Raw genomic sequence first — 16491 nt, forward strand, 5'->3', positions numbered from 1 at the left:
ACCTCTAACCATTCCGAACAGAGAAGTTAAGCCCGGTCACGCCGATGGTACTGCTTAAATGTGGGAGAGTAGGTAGCCGCCAACTTAAATCAGAGGGAGAGTCCTTCACCAATCATAGGTGAGGGATTTTTTCGTTGTATGTATATACATATGAGGAATATCATACACCCCTATTTTGTAGCGGGAAATGAAATCCGTTGTCGTTTTCTATTATATCTTTGCAGCGTGGTGTACACCCAATCAGCTAAGAATTAATAAAGAGTGCTATTTATGACCTCGAAGTATGTTTTAGAGAAAATAAGGAACTATAAATTTACAATCGTACTATTTCTTTTTCTTGCCATTCTTCCTTTTTTTATACGTATTGTCAGTTTAGAGAAAGGGTATTTCAGTTCGGTTATTTTTGCTTTGCTTAATGCACTTTCGTTAATTATTCTCGGAATTCTTATATCCAAAACAAAAATCCGAAAGGTTCTGGTAGGGGTTTTGGCATTTGTTATTTCTTTCGATTTTGTGTATTTTCTTTTCTTCAAGTCATTCCTGACCGTTGGGATTTTTGCCTCTATTGTCGAAACATCGAAAGATGAAGCATCGGAAGTTCTTTCTTTTAGCATGCTGTCTGTTGGGGTGGCTGTTTATGCAATAACTTGTTATTTGCTCTACCAAAGCTGCAAGGAAGTAAGCAAAATCAAAAAAGTGAAAGTATGGCATTGTCTGACTACTCTTTTGGGTATTGTATTTGTTTTACCTTTTGTTCTGTCTTATGGAATCGGACAAAACGAAGAGGATTCTGAAAAGCCTTTATTTAACATAAAGACAATGTCGTTTTTACTTTCAGCCTCAAATATTTCGTGTAAATACCCTTTGGTATTGGGCGATTTTTTTGTGATGTCTGAGTATTTAGAAAACTGCTATTTTGTATATAAGGTGTCAAATACCCAAAGAGATTTTCCTGCCGGAGTAATTTTAGATAAGGAGATGCAGCTTAATGCTCCTCAAAAAATATTATTAGTTATTGGTGAAAGTTCGCTGAACACCCATTATTCGTTGTATGGTTATCCCGTAAAAACAACTCCATTTTTGGATAGTCTTTCCCTCGATAAGTCGCATATGTTTCATTATAGTGAAGTTATATCTCCGGCATCATTCACAATAGAAGCGATTGCGAGGTCGCTGACTTTTGCAACTCCTTGCAATTTTATACCTTTTTCGAACGAAAAAAATATAATAGAGATGGCTAAAGCCGCAGGCTATGAAACCTATTGGATGTCTAATCAGGAGCAATATGGGTCAAAGAACAACTACGTGACGTCAATAGCAAAAACTGCCAATCGTCAGTATTTTGATACAAGCGAAGAACGCGACGACCTTGTTCTTGCCGAAAAAGTGCGGGAGCAGATGAAACAAACGGAAGCGAAACAATTTATAGTGGTTCACCTTCGGGGAAGCCATATCAGTTACGAGAGTCGCTTCGATGATGCCGACACAAAACAATTGGGTTCGTCGGGTACATTTAATCAGTATGATAAAAGCATTCATCATACCGACAGGGTATTGAAACGCTTGTATGAATCGATGCAAGATATGCCTAACTCGTCATTGTTGTTCTATTATTCAGATCATGGCGAAATAATAAACGTTGGGCATGGTATTCTTAATGGAGGAAGTGTTCAGTACAAGATTCCGCTGGTTGTAATGACAAATAACTATGACAATACATCGTTGGATGCACTTTTCCGTTCTTATTATAACCCTCAGATAAAAAAACTGAATAGCTCTTGCACTTCATTCATTATGAGCGAAATTATGGGATATAAAATAGACTCTTCCCGAAAAAAAGAGGCTATCAACCACAGCAAGTTTGTATTGCAGACCGATTATAAAACCTATCTTTTTGACGAATTGAAATAAAGGTTGCGTCTTCTTCCAAGATAAGGAAGAAGTAATCTTTTGAGAATGCAGCCAATTTGCTCTTGATGCGGTATCGTTTTTACTTTCCGGCTTCCCTTAGTTTTATTTTTGTCAAAACTTGTTTTGTGTTTAGAGGGAAATCGGCATCCATCATCCAAGCATAAAAGCTGGGTTCTTTTTTTAAGACTTCAGCAACAGGTTTTCCTTTGTGTTTCCCGAAATTAAACACTTCAACGCCATTTTCGTCTTTAATGATGCGCCCGGAAAGATCTACATTATTGTTGAATGCGGAATATTCTTCGGCAAGTTTTCCGATATCGTTGGGTAAATCGGGATAGCGATCGAGCTGTGCTTTCAACACCTCGTATGTGGCCAGTGTGTCGGCTTCGGCCGAGTGGGCATCATCGAGTGTTTTATCGCAATAAAACTTATAAGCCGCTTCGAGGGTACGTTGTTCCTTTCGGTGGAAAATTACCTGAACATCGATAAGTTTTTTCCGGGTGAAGTCTACATCTAATCCTACCCTGAGGAATTCTTCGGCAAGCAAAGGAACATCAAAGCGGCTGGAGTTGAATCCGGCTATGTCGCATCCTTCTATTTGATCGGCCAGCGATTTTGCTATCTGTTTGAAGGTAGGCGCATCTTTCACGTCATTGTCTGTAATGCCATGTATTGCCGTCGATTCGGGAGGAATAGGCATTTCGGGATTGATACGTTTGGTTTTAATCTCTTTATCTCCGTTTGGAAAAACTTTAACTAAGGATATCTCAACAATACGGTCGTGTGCGATGTTAGTTCCTGTTGTTTCGAGGTCAAAAAATATTATCGGGTTTTTCAGGTTCAGTTCCATTTCTTTTAAGCGGTATATAGCTTTTAATTAAGAAAACCTTATCACCTCTATTTACCATAAAAAAAGAAGTGATAAAGTTTTTCAGGGATTTTATTGTGCTTTTATGGTATTTTAGTCGTTGAGCATCATTGGCATAAGTAGCATAAGGAGGTCTTCGTCGTCTTCCTTGTCGATAGGGATAATAAGCCCCGCGCGCGAAGGATCTGAAAGTTCCAGCGAAACATCGGTTGTGGGCATATTATTCAGTATTTCGATAAGAAAATTCGATTTAAACCCTATATTCATTGATGTTCCCTCGTACTGGCAGGCGATGGTTTCTTCGGCAGCGGTCGAAAAGTCTATGTCTTGAGCCGATACAAGTATTTGGTTGTCCGACAACTGTAATTTAACCAAGCTGCTGGCCGGATTAGCAAAAACCGATACGCGCTTCAAGGCATTGAGGAAAGCAAGGCGATCAAGAACAACTTTGTTTGGGTTGTTTTGCGGAATAACCGAGTTGTAGTTCGGATAGCGTCCTTCAACAAAGCGGCAAGTCATTGTGTAGCCCGACATATAGATATAGGCATTATTTTCGTCGAAACGGATTTCAACCTCTTCGGTTTCTTTGGGTAGAATCGCTCTCAGCAAATTTGCTGGTTTTTTAGGCAAGATAAACGATGCTCTGTCGGCTCCTTTCACGGCAAGCGTTTTGTTACGCACCAGCTTGTGCCCGTCGGAGGCAACAAAGGTAAGGTCTTCGGTGGTCAGGTCGAAATATACGCCGTTCATTACAGGGCGCAACTCGTCGTCGGCACTGGCAAAGAGAGTACGGTTTATTCCGGAGAAAAGGATTTGCGGATCCATTTTCAGGCTGATAGCCGAATCGTTTAGTTGCTTGGGTTGGGGATAATCTTCGGCACTCTGTCCGATGAAATTATATTTCCCGTTATGAAAGAAAATGAAAACCTCGAGGCTTGCATCGTTAATTTCGAATGTGAGGGGTTGTTCGGGCAGCTCTTTCAGCGGATCCAACAGGTTTTTCGCGTTGATTGCAAGTTTACCGCTACCGTCCACATCTTGTACTTCTACCATCGTTTCCAAACGGGTTTCCGTATCGGCAGCTGTTAGTCTTAGCGTATTGCCCGATAAATCGAGAAGAAAGCAATCCAGAATGGGCAGTGTATTTTTTGAGTTTATCACTTTACTGATTGCTTGTAAATGACTTAGCAAAGAAGTGCTCGAAACAACAAATCTCATATTTTTTTCTTTTATTTTTTATTGTACTTAATAAAACAAATGTAAGGATATTTTTCAAAAGTACAAGTTTAAACGAGTGTCACCAAGGGCTGCTTTTGTATTTTTTTGCTTGTGCTTTTTTAGGTTTAAGCGCATACTTTCGCTAATAATCGGATAATTTTGATTGAAATGGAATAACTTTGCAGTTAAATTTTTAACGCTTATAAATTTTAATTACTGTGAGCTATGAATGAACCTGTTTTCAGATATGAGATGAAAGTTCGCGATTATGAGTGCGATGCCCAAGGAATTGTGAACAATGCCAATTACCAGCATTACTACGAAGTTGCACGGCACGAGTTTTTAGAAATGTGCAACTTAAACTTCAAGAACTTGCACGACAAAGGACTTGACCTTGTGGTATCGCAAGTGCAGATAAAATACAAAACATCTCTGTTGGGTATGGACAGGTTTTTATGCACAATAAAAAAAATAGAAAAAAAGGGCGTACGCTATATATTTCATCAGGAGATAGTGCGCATACCTGACGGTCAGATTTGTTCAATGGCACAAATAGAGGTTGTGAGTCTGGTTGGCGGAAAACTATCGAAACCCGAGTTCGTAGACAATCACACCGAGTTTCAACGTTATGTTGAGAGTTGGAAGTAAAGATTGATGCATGATAATACATACAGAGCCTAATCTCATTAATGAATGAAGTTAGGCTCTGTTTCGTTCCTTATCCTATATATCCTTTCAGGGCATCAACATATTTCTGGAAAGCGTCTATGCCGGTTTTCGTTATCCGGCAAACGGTTCGTGGTTTCTTTCCATCAATGAATTTTCTGACATCAATATAACGGGCTTCGCTTAGTTTTTCTATCTGTACGCTCAGGTTGCCGGCTGTGGCTCCGGTTTTTTGGCGGATATAAACAAAGTCTGCCTCTTCGACCGAAAGCAACAAAGACATTATTGCCAAACGGAGTTGGGAGTGTAGCAACGGATCAAGTTCCTTAAACATTTTCTTTCGCTTTTTTATTGATTAGATGTCCGGGAACAACAAATCCCAATATCATGCAAACTGCCAGTATGATAAACTGAAGCTCTGCCATATTCAGAAAATAAGACCCTACGGTAGCCAAAGCACCAAGCCAGAAAACACACCCGCCACTCACATAAGGCCTGAAACGACATACTATGCCTGTGATGTATTGGGCAAATCCGGTGAGTATCAGTATCGCCGGAGTTATACCCAGTGCTATGCTCCAGTTGTTGGTTGCGAATGCTATTCCGAATATCGTAGCCATCAAAACTACTACCGATAGTGCAAATCCGCGCCATACATTGCTTATTATCCTGTCTATATGCGTTTTTACAAGAGTTTGCTTATCCTTGCTGTGATTGATGTATATTGTAACCAACCATAGAATAATCATGAGCCACCATACGTGAAACGATAAATAGCTTGGCTCAATGACGTGCAACAGCACAAAGTTAAGAATTGCTACGGCTGCCACACTGTATCCCGATACTATAATTGCCGTTGCCGAATCTTTCCGGAAGTTATTCCTTGCCTGTAATATCATTTCGTTAATGAGGTTTAGGCTGTCTTTTTCTGTAAATGTTTTTTCCATGACGGTTGTTTATTGAAAGAACGAAATAATGAATTATTGCAAATTTATATCAATAGTGGTGTTTTCGTTTACTTCAAACTTGCAAGCATCGAATGTAGGGATACCTGTTGGTTTTATGTTATTGCTGAATCCGTATTTTTCGGTAGGGATGCCATACTCACCCAAGTCGATGGTGTTATTGTCGTTATCGTCTTTGAAGAGCATAACGGCATATTCGCCGTTTGGAACATCGTCAAAGCTGATTGTTGTTTTTGTAGCTTTCACTTCCACTATTTTGTTGTAAACACCCATTTTCATAAAAGATTGGGGTGAGTTGCAAACTGAGATAAAGATTCTTCCTTTCACATCATCTTCCGCTCCGTTTACGTTTACTGTAAGTTTGTTTTGCGCATTGAGCGAACTTAAAGCCATAAGGCCAATTGCCAAGATATTTGTTACTATTGCTTTCATAATCATTTGTTTTTAGTTGTTGTTTTAATTCTTAGTATAGCATAATTAATCATGATTATAATGCAAATATAAAGTAGTTTATAATATAAACCAAATTATTTTATGAAATTAATTTGTGTGGCTGCGGTGGTTGTTGTGCAATGTGCTTGTTTTTAAATATTTATACTATGTGATTTTTTTTGATAAGAATATAAGAATGGTATTTATTGTTTTCGGATATTGGACAAAGGGGTAGATAACCTTCTGATATTTTGCCATTTTGTACAATCGGCGGATATGTCTCCAAATAGTTTTGATGTTGTTTATACACATCTTGTTTTGCGGAAAAGTCTATTTTGAAGATGCCGGTAGATAAACTGTCTATATATTTTTCAAAAAGCTTTAACGACAGATATCCCATATTATACCGGATATTGATTTCGAGGCAAGGGTGTAGGCGGAACAGCCCGCCATCCTCGTAAACCATCATATCCACACCCACGCATCCCGTATAATAGGGAGCTATTTCGTTGCTGATAAGTTTCGTCAACAGGTTTTGTGTTTGTAACAACAATTCTACATCTATCTTCTCTGATATTTTGTTCAACAAAACATCTTGCCGTGCCAACGTATTACCCAGATATGCGCCCCGTTTATTTGTTTGGAACAACGACAAGCCTTCGTAAATTACTTCCTTGTTCTCATTTATCAGGAACTCCATAGCAAAATCGGTTTGTTTGTTCAGTACTTTTTCCAGAGTTACGGTTTGCTGTTTTTTTAGCATGCCGTGTAGTATCTGACGCTCGGTTCTTGTCAGCCTGCCAACGGGTAGCCACAGCAAACCCCGTCCCGAAGACGAATAGGGTGCTTTGGCGAGCAACTGGTGGGGACTGCCTTCTACAAGCGTTTCTATTTCTTCAAGGCTGTGGCAGGTAATGGGAAGTATTTCTTTCTGTATTTGCTGAATGCTGCCAATAATCTCTTGAAGAAACCGCCGTGAAGTTTCACGGCTGCAAAGCTCTTTGTAGGTATCGTTCCAGTGGGGGATAACCAGACCGAGGTCCGATTGTGCGCTCAATTCTTCCGCTTGGTTTATGGCTTGGGGCGATATTCCCCACAGGCAAACAGATTGCCTCCGTAGCTGGGTTGCAATGGCAGGAACATCCTCCACAGAAAAAGGATGGACGTTCAGATTCAACTTTTCTTGCAAAAACCGGAAAAAAGCCTCGTCAACGGATTGAGGTACAAACACAAAATCGCCTTCCTGTGCGTACCACGCAGGCAAAAACGCCAATTCGCGTTGCATGATTGCCACATTGGCGGGTGGCATATAATAAGGAGAGGCATTCTGCACAGCGTTTTCGTGTCCGGGGTTGAATATGTGAATCATATTATTTTTTGAGATATGCTTAAAAAAAAGAATTACCCGTTCCAGATTTCCCAAGCGGCTTCGGCCTGAAGTATGAGCATCTCCATCCCGTTTTTTAATAAAGAGGTGTGGGGCGAACCTTTACGAAGAAACATCGTCTGTTCGGGATTATACACAAGGTCGTAAAGCAGATGTTCCGTTGTGAGCATATGGTAGGGTATGTCGGGTGCTTCATCAACATTGGGGAAAGTACCTACGGGCGTTGCGTTAACTATGATGGTATATTGGCTCATAAGGCTGTCATCAAGTTCGCTGTAAGTGAAAACGCCATCCGCTTTGCTACGCGATACGTACCGGTATTCTATTCCCAGATTTTTTAAACCCTGCGCCACAGCCATGGCTGCGCCACCAGTCCCCAATATCAGGGCTTTTTTGTGGATGTCTTTATTTATCAGCGGAGCGATAGATTTCTGAAAGCCTACAACATCGGTATTGTAACCTATCGTTGTGATTTTGTTATTGAACGAATCTCTTTCAACTTTCACAACATTGACCGCGCCTATGGCTTGTGCCGATTCGTCAAGCAAGTTGAGATACTTAATCACTCGTTTTTTATGGGGGATGGTTATGTTCAACCCTTTGAGGGTAGGGTGGTGACTTAGTATTTCTTCGATTTGCCCTATATCGGATAGTTCAAAGTTAAGATATTGGGCATCGATGTTTTCCCGTACGAATTTATCGACAAAATATTTTTTTGAAAACGAGTGTCCCAAAGGAAAACCTACCAGTCCGAATGTCGGCATATGCTTGCTTGTATTTTAATTTTTGAAACTAAGTAACTGTTTAAATTTTTCAAGAATATGATTTTAAGAGATAAGACGAGCTATTTCGCAGTCAAAATTTTTGAGTTTAGCGGGCTAAACGATAAAATTTCTGACAAGCAAAGAGCCGTTTTGGAATTAAAATACTTCATTGATTAAAATTTAAACAATTACTAAAGATAGATAAACTTTTTTTATGTAAATATATGCGCCACGGAGGGCAAACTTTTTTCTCGGCAAAGATATTCATTTCGATTAATTTATACCTTTGCAAAAAAGAATATACAAGAACATAATTTACAATTTCAGATTAAGAATATCAAGACAATGAGAATAGCTATTGTTGGCGTAAGCGGTGCTGTGGGACAGGAATTTTTGAAGGTGTTGGGCGAGCGTAATTTCCCTATAAGTGAACTAACTTTGTTTGGCTCTGCACGAAGCGCAGGACGGGTTTACAGCTTTGCCGGAAAAGAATATATTGTTAAGGAATTGAAGCATAACGACGATTTCAAGGATATAGATATAGCTTTTGTTTCGGCAGGGGGAAGCACGTCGGTTGAATTTGCCGGAACTATAACCAAGCACGGTGCCGTAATGATTGATAATTCGAGCGCCTTCCGCATGGATAACGATGTCCCTCTGGTGGTACCCGAAGTAAACGGGGAGGATGCTAAAGTAAGACCCCGTGGCATCATTGCAAACCCAAATTGCACAACCATACAAATGGTTGTGGCACTGAAAGTCGTAGAGCGCATATCGCATATAAAACGGGTGCATGTGGCTACCTATCAGGCGGCATCGGGTGCGGGAACATCGGGCATGGACGAGCTTGTGAACCAGTTTAAAGAGATTGTAAACGAGAACCCTGTTTATGTAGAAAAGTTTGCTTATCAATTGGCATACAACCTTATACCGCAAGTAGATGTGTTTGCCGACGACGATTATACCAAAGAAGAGCTGAAGATGTATAACGAAACACGTAAGATTATGCACTCTGACATAGAGGTGAGTGCCACTTGTGTACGTGTGCCCGTTGTCCGCGCGCACTCCGAAGCCACATGGGTGGAAACGGAAAGCCCCGTATCGGTTGCCGAGGCCAAAGCCGCTTTTGCCCAAGCCGAAGGTATTATCCTGCAAGACAATCCGGCGGAAAAAGATTATCCTATGCCCCTGTTCGTGTCGGGCAAAGATGGGGTATATGTAGGGCGCGTACGCAAAGATATATCAAACCCTAATGGATTGACCTTCTGGACGGTGAGCGACCAAATTAAGAAAGGTGCAGCCCTCAATGCCGTACAGATAGCCGAGTACCTGATTCGTGAAAAGGCAATCTGATAATGCCCTTAAAGGGAGCAAAATGACAATAAATCTGCATTTTAGCAGAAAATAATATTCCGTTTGACAATTGGTATTCCAAAAACAATGTTTATCTTTGTGCCCGCTAATAACAATTATGTATAATTAAACATTAACAAGAAAAGAAATGGCTACAAAAATCCGTTTACAAAGAAGAGGTCGTAAAGACTACCCTTACTATCAGATCGTTATCGCAGATAGCAGAGCACCACGTGATGGTAAATTTATTGAAAAAGTGGGTTCGTACAACCCTAACACTAATCCTGCTACAATAACTCTTGAATTTGATAGAGCTTTGTATTGGATGCAAGTAGGTGCGCAACCAACCGATACGGTACGTAACATACTTTCGCACGAAGGTGTTCTTTTGAAGAAACACTTGCTTGGTGGTGTTGCTAAAGGAGCGTTTACTGAGGCTGATGCCGAAACTAAATTCCAAGCATGGAAAGCAAGCAAAGAAAAAGCTGTTGATGCCGTAAAATCGGGCAATATAGCTAAAGCCGAAGCTGATGCTAAAGCTCGCCTTGAGGCAGAAAAAGCAGTAAACAAAGCTAAAGCCGAAGCCGTTGCTCAGAAAAAAGCTGAAGAAGCTGCCGCTAAAGCCAGTGCAGAAGCTGCCGCAGTTGAAGAAACAGCTACCGAAGAGGTTGCTGCTCCCGAAGAAACTGCACCTGAGGCAGAAGCTCCTGCTGCTGAAAGCGCTGAGTAATAGAAGAAAAAAGTACGCAGTACTATAAACTTTTAAGGCAAAGCCCTAAATAATCTGTTTGAAGGTTATTTAGGGCTTGTTTCTTTTTGGGGGATATTTACAATTACAATTATTTCAGGATGATATCTTTCTGCTCTATTTTTATGTCGCAATAGTGGCAGTTGAGGATGATATTGTCGGGGTTCAGCACATAAAACATGGTTTTCATGGGCTCGTTGTTGGTAATACATTTGGGGTTGTTGCATTTAACGATGCCCTTGATTACTTTGGGCAGCGTAACCCTGCGTTTTTCTACAACCTGATAGTCTCTTATTATGTTCAGCACAACATTGGGGGCAACCAAGGCAATCTTGTCTATTTCTTCTTCTTCAAAAAACTTATCGGTGATTTTTATGATGCCTTTTGTTCCCATTTTGCGGCTTTCGAGGTTGCAACCTATGGTTATGGGGTTGTCGAGGCGTTCGAGGCGAATCAGATCGGCCACGCTATAAACCTGATCGGATGGTATATGGTCTATCACCGTGCCATTGCACAATGCTGCTACTTGCAGTTCTTTTCTTTGTTGAGGCATAATCTTTTCGTTTAACCGTTTTTTTTATTCTACATTGATTCCCAAACTGTCGCAAATAATTGCTTGCCGGGCAAACATCCCATTTTTTGCCTGTTCAAAATAATAGGCTTTGGGGCTTTCGTCTACATCCTGCTGAATCTCATTGACACGGGGTAGGGGGTGCAGCACCCGCAGATTGTCTCGTGTATTACGCAGCATATCTTTGCGCAGTATATACACGTTCTTTACTTTTTCGTATTCCATCAAGTCGGTAAAACGTTCGCGCTGAACACGGGTCATATACAGGATATCCGATTGGTTTATTACATCTTCCGAAAAATCGGAATGTTCGTAGTACTTAATCCCTTTGCTGTCACAAAATATTTTATAGATGTCGGGCAACTTTAGTTCTTCGGGCGCAATGAAGTGGAACGTAGGGTTGAAGTGCGACATCCCGTTGATAAGCGAATGCACCGTTCTGCCGTATTTCAGATCGCCTACTACAGTGATAGTCAGGTTGTCCAGCCCACCCTGCGTTTTGTAGATGGAGTAAATGTCGAGCATGGTTTGCGTGGGGTGCTGGTTAGCTCCATCGCCGGCATTGATGATTGGCACGTCCGACACTTCGGAGGCGTAGCGGGCAGCACCTTCAAGGTAATGACGCATAATGATGAGGTCTACATAATTGTTTACCATCTTGATAGTGTCTTTCAGTGTTTCGCCCTTCGACGAACTGGTGGTTGCCGCATCCGTAAAACCAATGATGCGCCCCCCCAGACGGTTTACGGCGGTTTCGAAACTCAAGCGGGTACGGGTAGAGGGTTCGAAGAAAAGCGTTGCGCATACTTTTCCCTCCAAAAGCCTGCGGTTTGGGTTCTCGTCAAATTTTTCTGTTAGCTTCAGAATACGAAGTATGTCTTCTTTCTGATAATCTGAAATAGCTACTAAACTCCTGTTGTTCATATAATGTTATAAAAAAAGCCCTCAAAAAGAATTATTCTTTTGAGGACTGTAAATATCTTCTGAAAAATAAAAAATCAAATAAGCTACCATCAGATATTGGTTCGAGCTGATGGCTCTTTAGCGTTGCATATAACATAAAATACTGTTTCATCAGAAAAAGAAATGAATGCGGTATTAATATTACCTAACAAATTTAGAAAGAATTATCCGTTATTGGAACAACAAGTCTCCTAAATTTTCGCTTTAATCGTAAAAAGAGCTTTTCACCCTGCTCTTTTTTATGCCGTTTCCGCTCAGATTGATAGATTCGGAGACAATCCCTATCATAAAGCTATTGGAATAGGTGTGCGTTTGAATGCCATGTACTTTGGTCTGATAGAACGAGCCCAGATAGCCAAAACGCAGCGACACTTTATTTATGGGAACGTCCACACTTATGTAGTTGCGCAATGCCCGTTGGTTGTGAAGCGATGCGAAATTCACTACATTGACCGTATTCCCCAGCGAAATTTCGTAATACGACTGCCCATATTGTGGCGAGAACAATATCCCTGCAATAGGGGTGTCTATCTGCCAGCGGAAGGTAAAAGCATTCCATTTGTAGAACGCGATGGCCGATAGCTGCAAGTTGCTATACGCCCGTGCCGTTGCCGGATTGTTAGAGTTACGCTCGTTGTAAAGCACCCCTATGGCAGTGTTCCACAAACCGCCGGCCGAAAGGCGGAGTTTGTTGGTCTTATAAAAATTATAGTGCCCGCCCAGACTGTAATCGAGCATTGCCCAATACTCGTTGACGTTGCCATACGGGTTTTCGGCAAAGGCAAATTCCAGATTGATGGTTTGCTGTTTGGTGAATTTCCCGTCAAACCATGTTGTTTGCCGCATGCGTTCGTTCATCAGGTGGAAGGATGTACCCTTATATTTCAGTATAGACAGGTATGTGTCGTACAGGTTAGAGTTGCCAACACCTATCAGAGTGGCGGTATTTGTGGCAGGCTTGGATATAAAAACGGTATCTTCCTGCCCCAGAGCCGTCAGATGCAACAGGCAACAAGCCAGTGTGAGGAAGATTGTTTTTTTTACCCTTTTGGTCATATATTATCGCGAATGATAAGGTTACTCTGCGTTTTCTTCTGTCCCTGAACCGGAATCGAACTCAATGGACTTTTGCCCCGTGATTTCGTCTATAATATCGGTTTCGGAGCGGTTGTCGGCTTCGTCGTCGTCATCGAGGTTCACTTCAAATTTTTTCTCCATCGCTTCGCTCTCTTCGGGGAAGCGGGTGGGTTCAAGCTCTGTAACCGTTCTCACCTCGAATGTAGTAAGGCGTTTGCCTTTGGCCTTGAAGCTTTTGACGGCTATGAATTCTTCGGCATCCACTTCAAGGGGATCACGATAATCGTCGTGCCCGCCAAAAGTTATTTGTATGCGGGGATAAACAACGTCTGTCAGCAATATGAGGCGCGATTCGGGATTTTCGCCCAAAAAATTCTGTTTTTTTACCGTGGCATCAAACGTAAAGCGTTTCAGATAGAAATATTTTTGGTCGGCATCGTAAAGAACGGCTGTCCAGTTTTTGTTCGAATTGAATTTCTCGATGCGTACAATACCCGATTCGTAATGGTTGCTTAAATCGAAATTTGTGGTATAAAATTCACCGTTCTGGTTTACAACAAGAATTTGGTCGTCGCTTTGGAATTCGCCCAGATAGTTGCCCCGCTGGTCGTAGTTGAGGCGCAGAATATCGGGGTCGAACCACACTTTACGTCCGCCAAGGGTAGACCCTCCACGGTGTTTCAGTGAAATTTTGTGCACCTCGGCTTTTGTGAGCAAATTACCCATCGACTGCCGTCCTTTGATGGCTATGTCGCTGAAGTTTTTCTCGAAAAGCAAAACTTTTTGCCGGGGTTTAGGCTTCAGTATTACACGTATCGTTTCGGCTTCGCCATTCGGGTTTGCACTGAAGTAAGCGATACGCGAACCCGCTTCACCCTGTGTGAGGTCGTATTCCTTATCGCGGCTCAGGCCTGTTGCGGCAAAGCGTTTTATATAGTGCGCTCCCAATTTTCCGTTCCGGTAAACAACATTGTAAATAGTGCGGGTGTCGTTACGTTTAAATACGTTTACGTATAGTACGTTCTTGCCGACAAACATTTTTTCGGCCACTTTCACAACTTTATATTTTCCGTCTTTATAGAAGATTATGATATCGTCTATGTCGGAGCAGTTGCAGATGTATTCGTCTTTCTTGAGCGATGTGCCGATGAAGCCTTCTTCTTTGTTGATATATAGTTTTTCGTTGGCCTCGACCACCTTTGTGGCTTCAATAGTGTCGAAGTTGCGGATTTCGGTTTGCCGGGGGTAGTTTTTGCCGTACTTCTCCTTCAGCATCACGTACCACGAAATAGTATAATCGGTCAGGTTATTCAGGTTGTGGTCTATCTCCTCAACTTCGGTCTTGATTTTTGCTATCAGTTCGTCGGCCTTTTCTTTGTTAAATTTGAGGATGCGCCCCATCTTAATCTCCATCAACCGGAGAATGTCCTCGCGGGTTACTTCGCGGATAAAATCTTTCGAGAAAGGAATAAGCCGTTTGTCGATATGTTTTACGGCTGCGTCCATGTCTTTGGCGTTTTCGAACTCCTTGTCTTTGTAGATACGCTCTTCGATGAATATTTTTTCGAGCGATGCAAAGTGTAGTTGCTCCAGCAGTTCGCCTTTTTGTATTTCGAGTTCGCGCATCAACAGGAACTTTGTGTTTTCGGTTGTGAACCGTAACACATCACTCACATTCAGGAAGTGAGGTTTGTTGTCTTCTATGATACAGCAGTTTGGCGAAATGCTTATCTCGCAATCGGTAAAGGCATAAAGGGCGTCTATCGTCTTGTCGGACGATACGCCGGGTGCCAAATGTATCTGTATTTCAACATTACTGGCGGTAATGTCGTCTACCTTGCGAATTTTTATCTTGCCTTTGTCGTTGGCTTTCAGTATGGAGTCTACCACGGTGCTTGTTGTCCGTCCGTAGGGGATATCGGTTATGACAAGGGTTTTGTTGTCGAGTTTCGATATCTTGGCCCTTACCTTCACCGCTCCGCCACGCTGCCCGTCGTTATACCGGCTTACGTCGATATAGCCACCTGTCTGGAAATCGGGGTAAAGCGTAAATCCGTCTCCATTCAGATGAGCGATAGCCGCATCGCAAAGTTCGTTGAAGTTGTGAGGCAGTATTTTTGACGACAGCCCCACAGCTATACCTTCCACACCTTGTGCCAAAAGTAAGGGGAATTTTACAGGCAGGGTTATGGGTTCTTTGTTACGCCCGTCGTACGAAGGTTTCCACTCTGTTGTTTTGGGGTTGAAAACGACATCCAATGCGAATTTCGATAAACGGGCCTCTATGTAACGTGGGGCTGCCGCACCGTCTCCGGTAAGCACATTACCCCAGTTTCCTTGGCAGTCTACCAAGAGGTCTTTCTGCCCCAGCTGTACCAGCGCATCGCCGATGGAGGCGTCGCCGTGAGGGTGAAACTGCATGGTGTGCCCGATGATGTTTGCCACTTTGTTGTAGCGCCCGTCGTCCATGCGTTTCATAGAATGCAGAATGCGGCGTTGCACAGGCTTCAATCCGTCCGAAATATGCGGAACGGCACGCTCCAGAATAACATACGAGGCATAGTCCAGAAACCAATTCTGGTACATGCCCGATAGGTGTAATTGATTGTCGGAGTCTTTTGTAGGGACTTTGTATTCTGAATGTTCGCCTGTTTCGCTTGAATTGCTGATATTATTCTCGTCAACGAAATCAGGTTCTATATTCTCGGTGTTATCATCAATTATGTCTTCAGGAAGCATATGCTGGTATAAAAGAGTTTTGTCGAAAAATTCATTCAAAGATACTTTTTTTTGAGGAATATTTCAAATGCAATCGGTCTCCGAATCTTCAGGAATGCCTGCTCATATTGTTTTGTTTTTGTTGTAGCTAAAATATCTATGTGTGTAGATATAAAAAAACAGAGAGCAACCAATTGCGGACACTCTCTGTTTAATATTTTATTTGTTGATATTAATTAATCGACAGGATATACATAACCAACACTCCAGTCGGCACGATATTGTAGCTTATTCTGAATGATTTCGTAATAAGCTGTTGTACAATGGTCAACAGGTTTTTTGGTGTCTCGTTGCATAAACTCATATAAAGGTATAGTGCCCGGTGCTTGGAATGGATACACATAGCCCAAATGCCATTTCTCTCTTATGTCGTTAGTAGTCCAAACTCCGGTTGTAACAATGTTGTTGTTTTGATATGGAGTTCCTTTGTGGAAATAATATTGCCATAAAGCTGTTGTTCCAGGTTCTTGGTCGCACAATACATAGCCAGCTATTCCTTTTTCAATATAGCCGGAATTTGGTTGAAGATCCCATTTGTGGGAAGTTGTGTGGGTTTTTGTGGCTGTATGATAATATAAATATAAAGGCATTACACACATCATATTCAGTTGAGCATTTGCGATATGGCGATCAACGGCAGCTTTTATTTGAGCTTTCTTTGTTGGATTAGAAATAAACTCGTATATCGGGTATGTTTTATTTTTCAAGACCGCTAGTTAAAACTATGTACTTTAGTACAAGGCTTTAGCTTCTATAAATGTTTTAAGTTTTATCTTTGTATCGTTTATGG

Annotated in this window: 16 protein-coding genes; 4 read left to right on the forward strand and 12 right to left on the reverse strand. The window is 41.7% G+C overall.

What is annotated here, in order from left to right; genetic code table 11:
• Positions 1-270: 270 nt before the first annotated feature.
• A complete protein-coding gene (locus M2132_RS11000; RefSeq protein ID WP_280673508.1) occupies positions 271-1911 on the forward strand; it encodes a sulfatase-like hydrolase/transferase in 1641 nt (546 codons plus the stop codon).
• 79 nt (positions 1912-1990) lie between these two features.
• On the opposite strand, the gene M2132_RS11005 is transcribed toward M2132_RS11000, so the two are convergent.
• Together M2132_RS11005 and dnaN are read right to left on the reverse strand one after the other, a co-directional pair.
• Positions 1991-2761, reverse strand: a complete 771-nt coding sequence (locus M2132_RS11005; protein WP_280673510.1) for a 3'-5' exonuclease — start codon at positions 2759-2761, stop codon at positions 1991-1993.
• Between the two features lie 111 nt (positions 2762-2872).
• A complete protein-coding gene (gene dnaN, locus M2132_RS11010) occupies positions 2873-3997 on the reverse strand; it encodes a DNA polymerase III subunit beta (RefSeq protein WP_280673512.1) in 1125 nt (374 codons plus the stop codon).
• A 225-nt stretch (positions 3998-4222) separates the two neighbouring features.
• Here dnaN and M2132_RS11015 point away from each other — a divergent pair, with 225 nt between their 5' ends.
• A complete protein-coding gene (locus tag M2132_RS11015; RefSeq protein WP_280673514.1) occupies positions 4223-4645 on the forward strand; it encodes a thioesterase family protein in 423 nt (140 codons plus the stop codon).
• Positions 4646-4715: 70 nt separating this feature from the next.
• On the opposite strand, the gene M2132_RS11020 is transcribed toward M2132_RS11015, so the two are convergent.
• From M2132_RS11020 to M2132_RS11040, 5 genes are all read right to left on the reverse strand, one after another.
• Complete coding sequence (locus M2132_RS11020; protein ID WP_280673516.1) at positions 4716-4997, reverse strand: transcriptional regulator; 282 nt, start codon at positions 4995-4997, stop codon at positions 4716-4718.
• Positions 4990-5610 carry a hypothetical protein gene (locus M2132_RS11025; protein WP_280673518.1) on the reverse strand — a complete coding sequence of 207 codons (621 nt, stop codon included), beginning with the start codon at positions 5608-5610 and terminating at the stop codon, positions 4990-4992. Before M2132_RS11025 ends, M2132_RS11020 begins: the two co-directional genes overlap by 8 nt.
• A gap of 33 nt (positions 5611-5643) precedes the next feature.
• Positions 5644-6060 (reverse strand): DUF2141 domain-containing protein, encoded by a 417-nt coding sequence (locus M2132_RS11030; protein ID WP_280673520.1) that lies wholly within the window; start codon positions 6058-6060, stop codon positions 5644-5646.
• A gap of 160 nt (positions 6061-6220) precedes the next feature.
• Positions 6221-7429 (reverse strand): hypothetical protein, encoded by a 1209-nt coding sequence (locus tag M2132_RS11035; RefSeq protein WP_280673522.1) that lies wholly within the window; start codon positions 7427-7429, stop codon positions 6221-6223.
• Positions 7430-7461: 32 nt separating this feature from the next.
• The gene (locus tag M2132_RS11040) at positions 7462-8211 is read right to left on the reverse strand and encodes a shikimate dehydrogenase (RefSeq protein ID WP_280673524.1); all 750 of its coding nucleotides are present in this window, start codon (positions 8209-8211) and stop codon (positions 7462-7464) included.
• 345 nt (positions 8212-8556) lie between these two features.
• Between M2132_RS11040 and M2132_RS11045 the strand changes: the two genes are divergently transcribed.
• Together M2132_RS11045 and M2132_RS11050 are read left to right on the forward strand one after the other, a co-directional pair.
• Positions 8557-9564, forward strand: a complete 1008-nt coding sequence (locus M2132_RS11045) for an aspartate-semialdehyde dehydrogenase (RefSeq protein WP_280673527.1) — start codon at positions 8557-8559, stop codon at positions 9562-9564.
• Between the two features lie 148 nt (positions 9565-9712).
• The gene (locus M2132_RS11050) at positions 9713-10294 is read left to right on the forward strand and encodes a 30S ribosomal protein S16 (protein WP_280673529.1); all 582 of its coding nucleotides are present in this window, start codon (positions 9713-9715) and stop codon (positions 10292-10294) included.
• A 109-nt stretch (positions 10295-10403) separates the two neighbouring features.
• On the opposite strand, the gene pyrI is transcribed toward M2132_RS11050, so the two are convergent.
• The 5 genes from pyrI to M2132_RS11075 all read right to left on the reverse strand — a co-directional run bounded on the left by pyrI (position 10404) and on the right by M2132_RS11075 (position 16408).
• Complete coding sequence (gene pyrI / locus M2132_RS11055) at positions 10404-10868, reverse strand: aspartate carbamoyltransferase regulatory subunit (RefSeq protein WP_280673539.1); 465 nt, start codon at positions 10866-10868, stop codon at positions 10404-10406.
• Between the two features lie 21 nt (positions 10869-10889).
• Entirely contained in the window at positions 10890-11807 is a 918-nt protein-coding gene (pyrB, locus tag M2132_RS11060; RefSeq protein ID WP_280673531.1) for an aspartate carbamoyltransferase, read from the reverse strand.
• Positions 11808-12050: 243 nt separating this feature from the next.
• On the reverse strand, positions 12051-12902 hold the full coding sequence (locus M2132_RS11065; RefSeq protein ID WP_280673533.1) for a DUF3316 domain-containing protein: 852 nt from the start codon (positions 12900-12902) through the stop codon (positions 12051-12053).
• Positions 12903-12923: 21 nt separating this feature from the next.
• Positions 12924-15662 (reverse strand): DNA gyrase/topoisomerase IV subunit A, encoded by a 2739-nt coding sequence (locus tag M2132_RS11070; protein WP_280673535.1) that lies wholly within the window; start codon positions 15660-15662, stop codon positions 12924-12926.
• A gap of 215 nt (positions 15663-15877) precedes the next feature.
• Complete coding sequence (locus M2132_RS11075) at positions 15878-16408, reverse strand: hypothetical protein (RefSeq protein WP_280673537.1); 531 nt, start codon at positions 16406-16408, stop codon at positions 15878-15880.
• Between the last annotated feature and the right edge of the window lie 83 nt (positions 16409-16491).

The organism is Dysgonomonas sp. PH5-45, from assembly GCF_029893235.1.
Taxonomy (GTDB): domain Bacteria; phylum Bacteroidota; class Bacteroidia; order Bacteroidales; family Dysgonomonadaceae; genus UBA1309.

Coding starts and splice junctions, on each gene's coding strand:
- M2132_RS11070 (WP_280673535.1), bottom strand. CDS start 15,662: ATGCTTCCTGAAGACATAATTGATGATAACACCGAGAATATAGAACCT.
- M2132_RS11065 (WP_280673533.1), bottom strand. CDS start 12,902: ATGACCAAAAGGGTAAAAAAAACAATCTTCCTCACACTGGCTTGTTGC.
- M2132_RS11000 (WP_280673508.1), top strand. CDS start 271: ATGACCTCGAAGTATGTTTTAGAGAAAATAAGGAACTATAAATTTACA.
- M2132_RS11005 (WP_280673510.1), bottom strand. CDS start 2,761: ATGGAACTGAACCTGAAAAACCCGATAATATTTTTTGACCTCGAAACA.
- M2132_RS11025 (WP_280673518.1), bottom strand. CDS start 5,610: ATGGAAAAAACATTTACAGAAAAAGACAGCCTAAACCTCATTAACGAA.
- M2132_RS11030 (WP_280673520.1), bottom strand. CDS start 6,060: ATGAAAGCAATAGTAACAAATATCTTGGCAATTGGCCTTATGGCTTTA.
- pyrB (WP_280673531.1), bottom strand. CDS start 11,807: ATGAACAACAGGAGTTTAGTAGCTATTTCAGATTATCAGAAAGAAGAC.
- dnaN (WP_280673512.1), bottom strand. CDS start 3,997: ATGAGATTTGTTGTTTCGAGCACTTCTTTGCTAAGTCATTTACAAGCA.
- M2132_RS11045 (WP_280673527.1), top strand. CDS start 8,557: ATGAGAATAGCTATTGTTGGCGTAAGCGGTGCTGTGGGACAGGAATTT.
- M2132_RS11035 (WP_280673522.1), bottom strand. CDS start 7,429: ATGATTCACATATTCAACCCCGGACACGAAAACGCTGTGCAGAATGCC.
- M2132_RS11040 (WP_280673524.1), bottom strand. CDS start 8,211: ATGCCGACATTCGGACTGGTAGGTTTTCCTTTGGGACACTCGTTTTCA.
- M2132_RS11050 (WP_280673529.1), top strand. CDS start 9,713: ATGGCTACAAAAATCCGTTTACAAAGAAGAGGTCGTAAAGACTACCCT.
- M2132_RS11015 (WP_280673514.1), top strand. CDS start 4,223: ATGAATGAACCTGTTTTCAGATATGAGATGAAAGTTCGCGATTATGAG.
- M2132_RS11020 (WP_280673516.1), bottom strand. CDS start 4,997: ATGTTTAAGGAACTTGATCCGTTGCTACACTCCCAACTCCGTTTGGCA.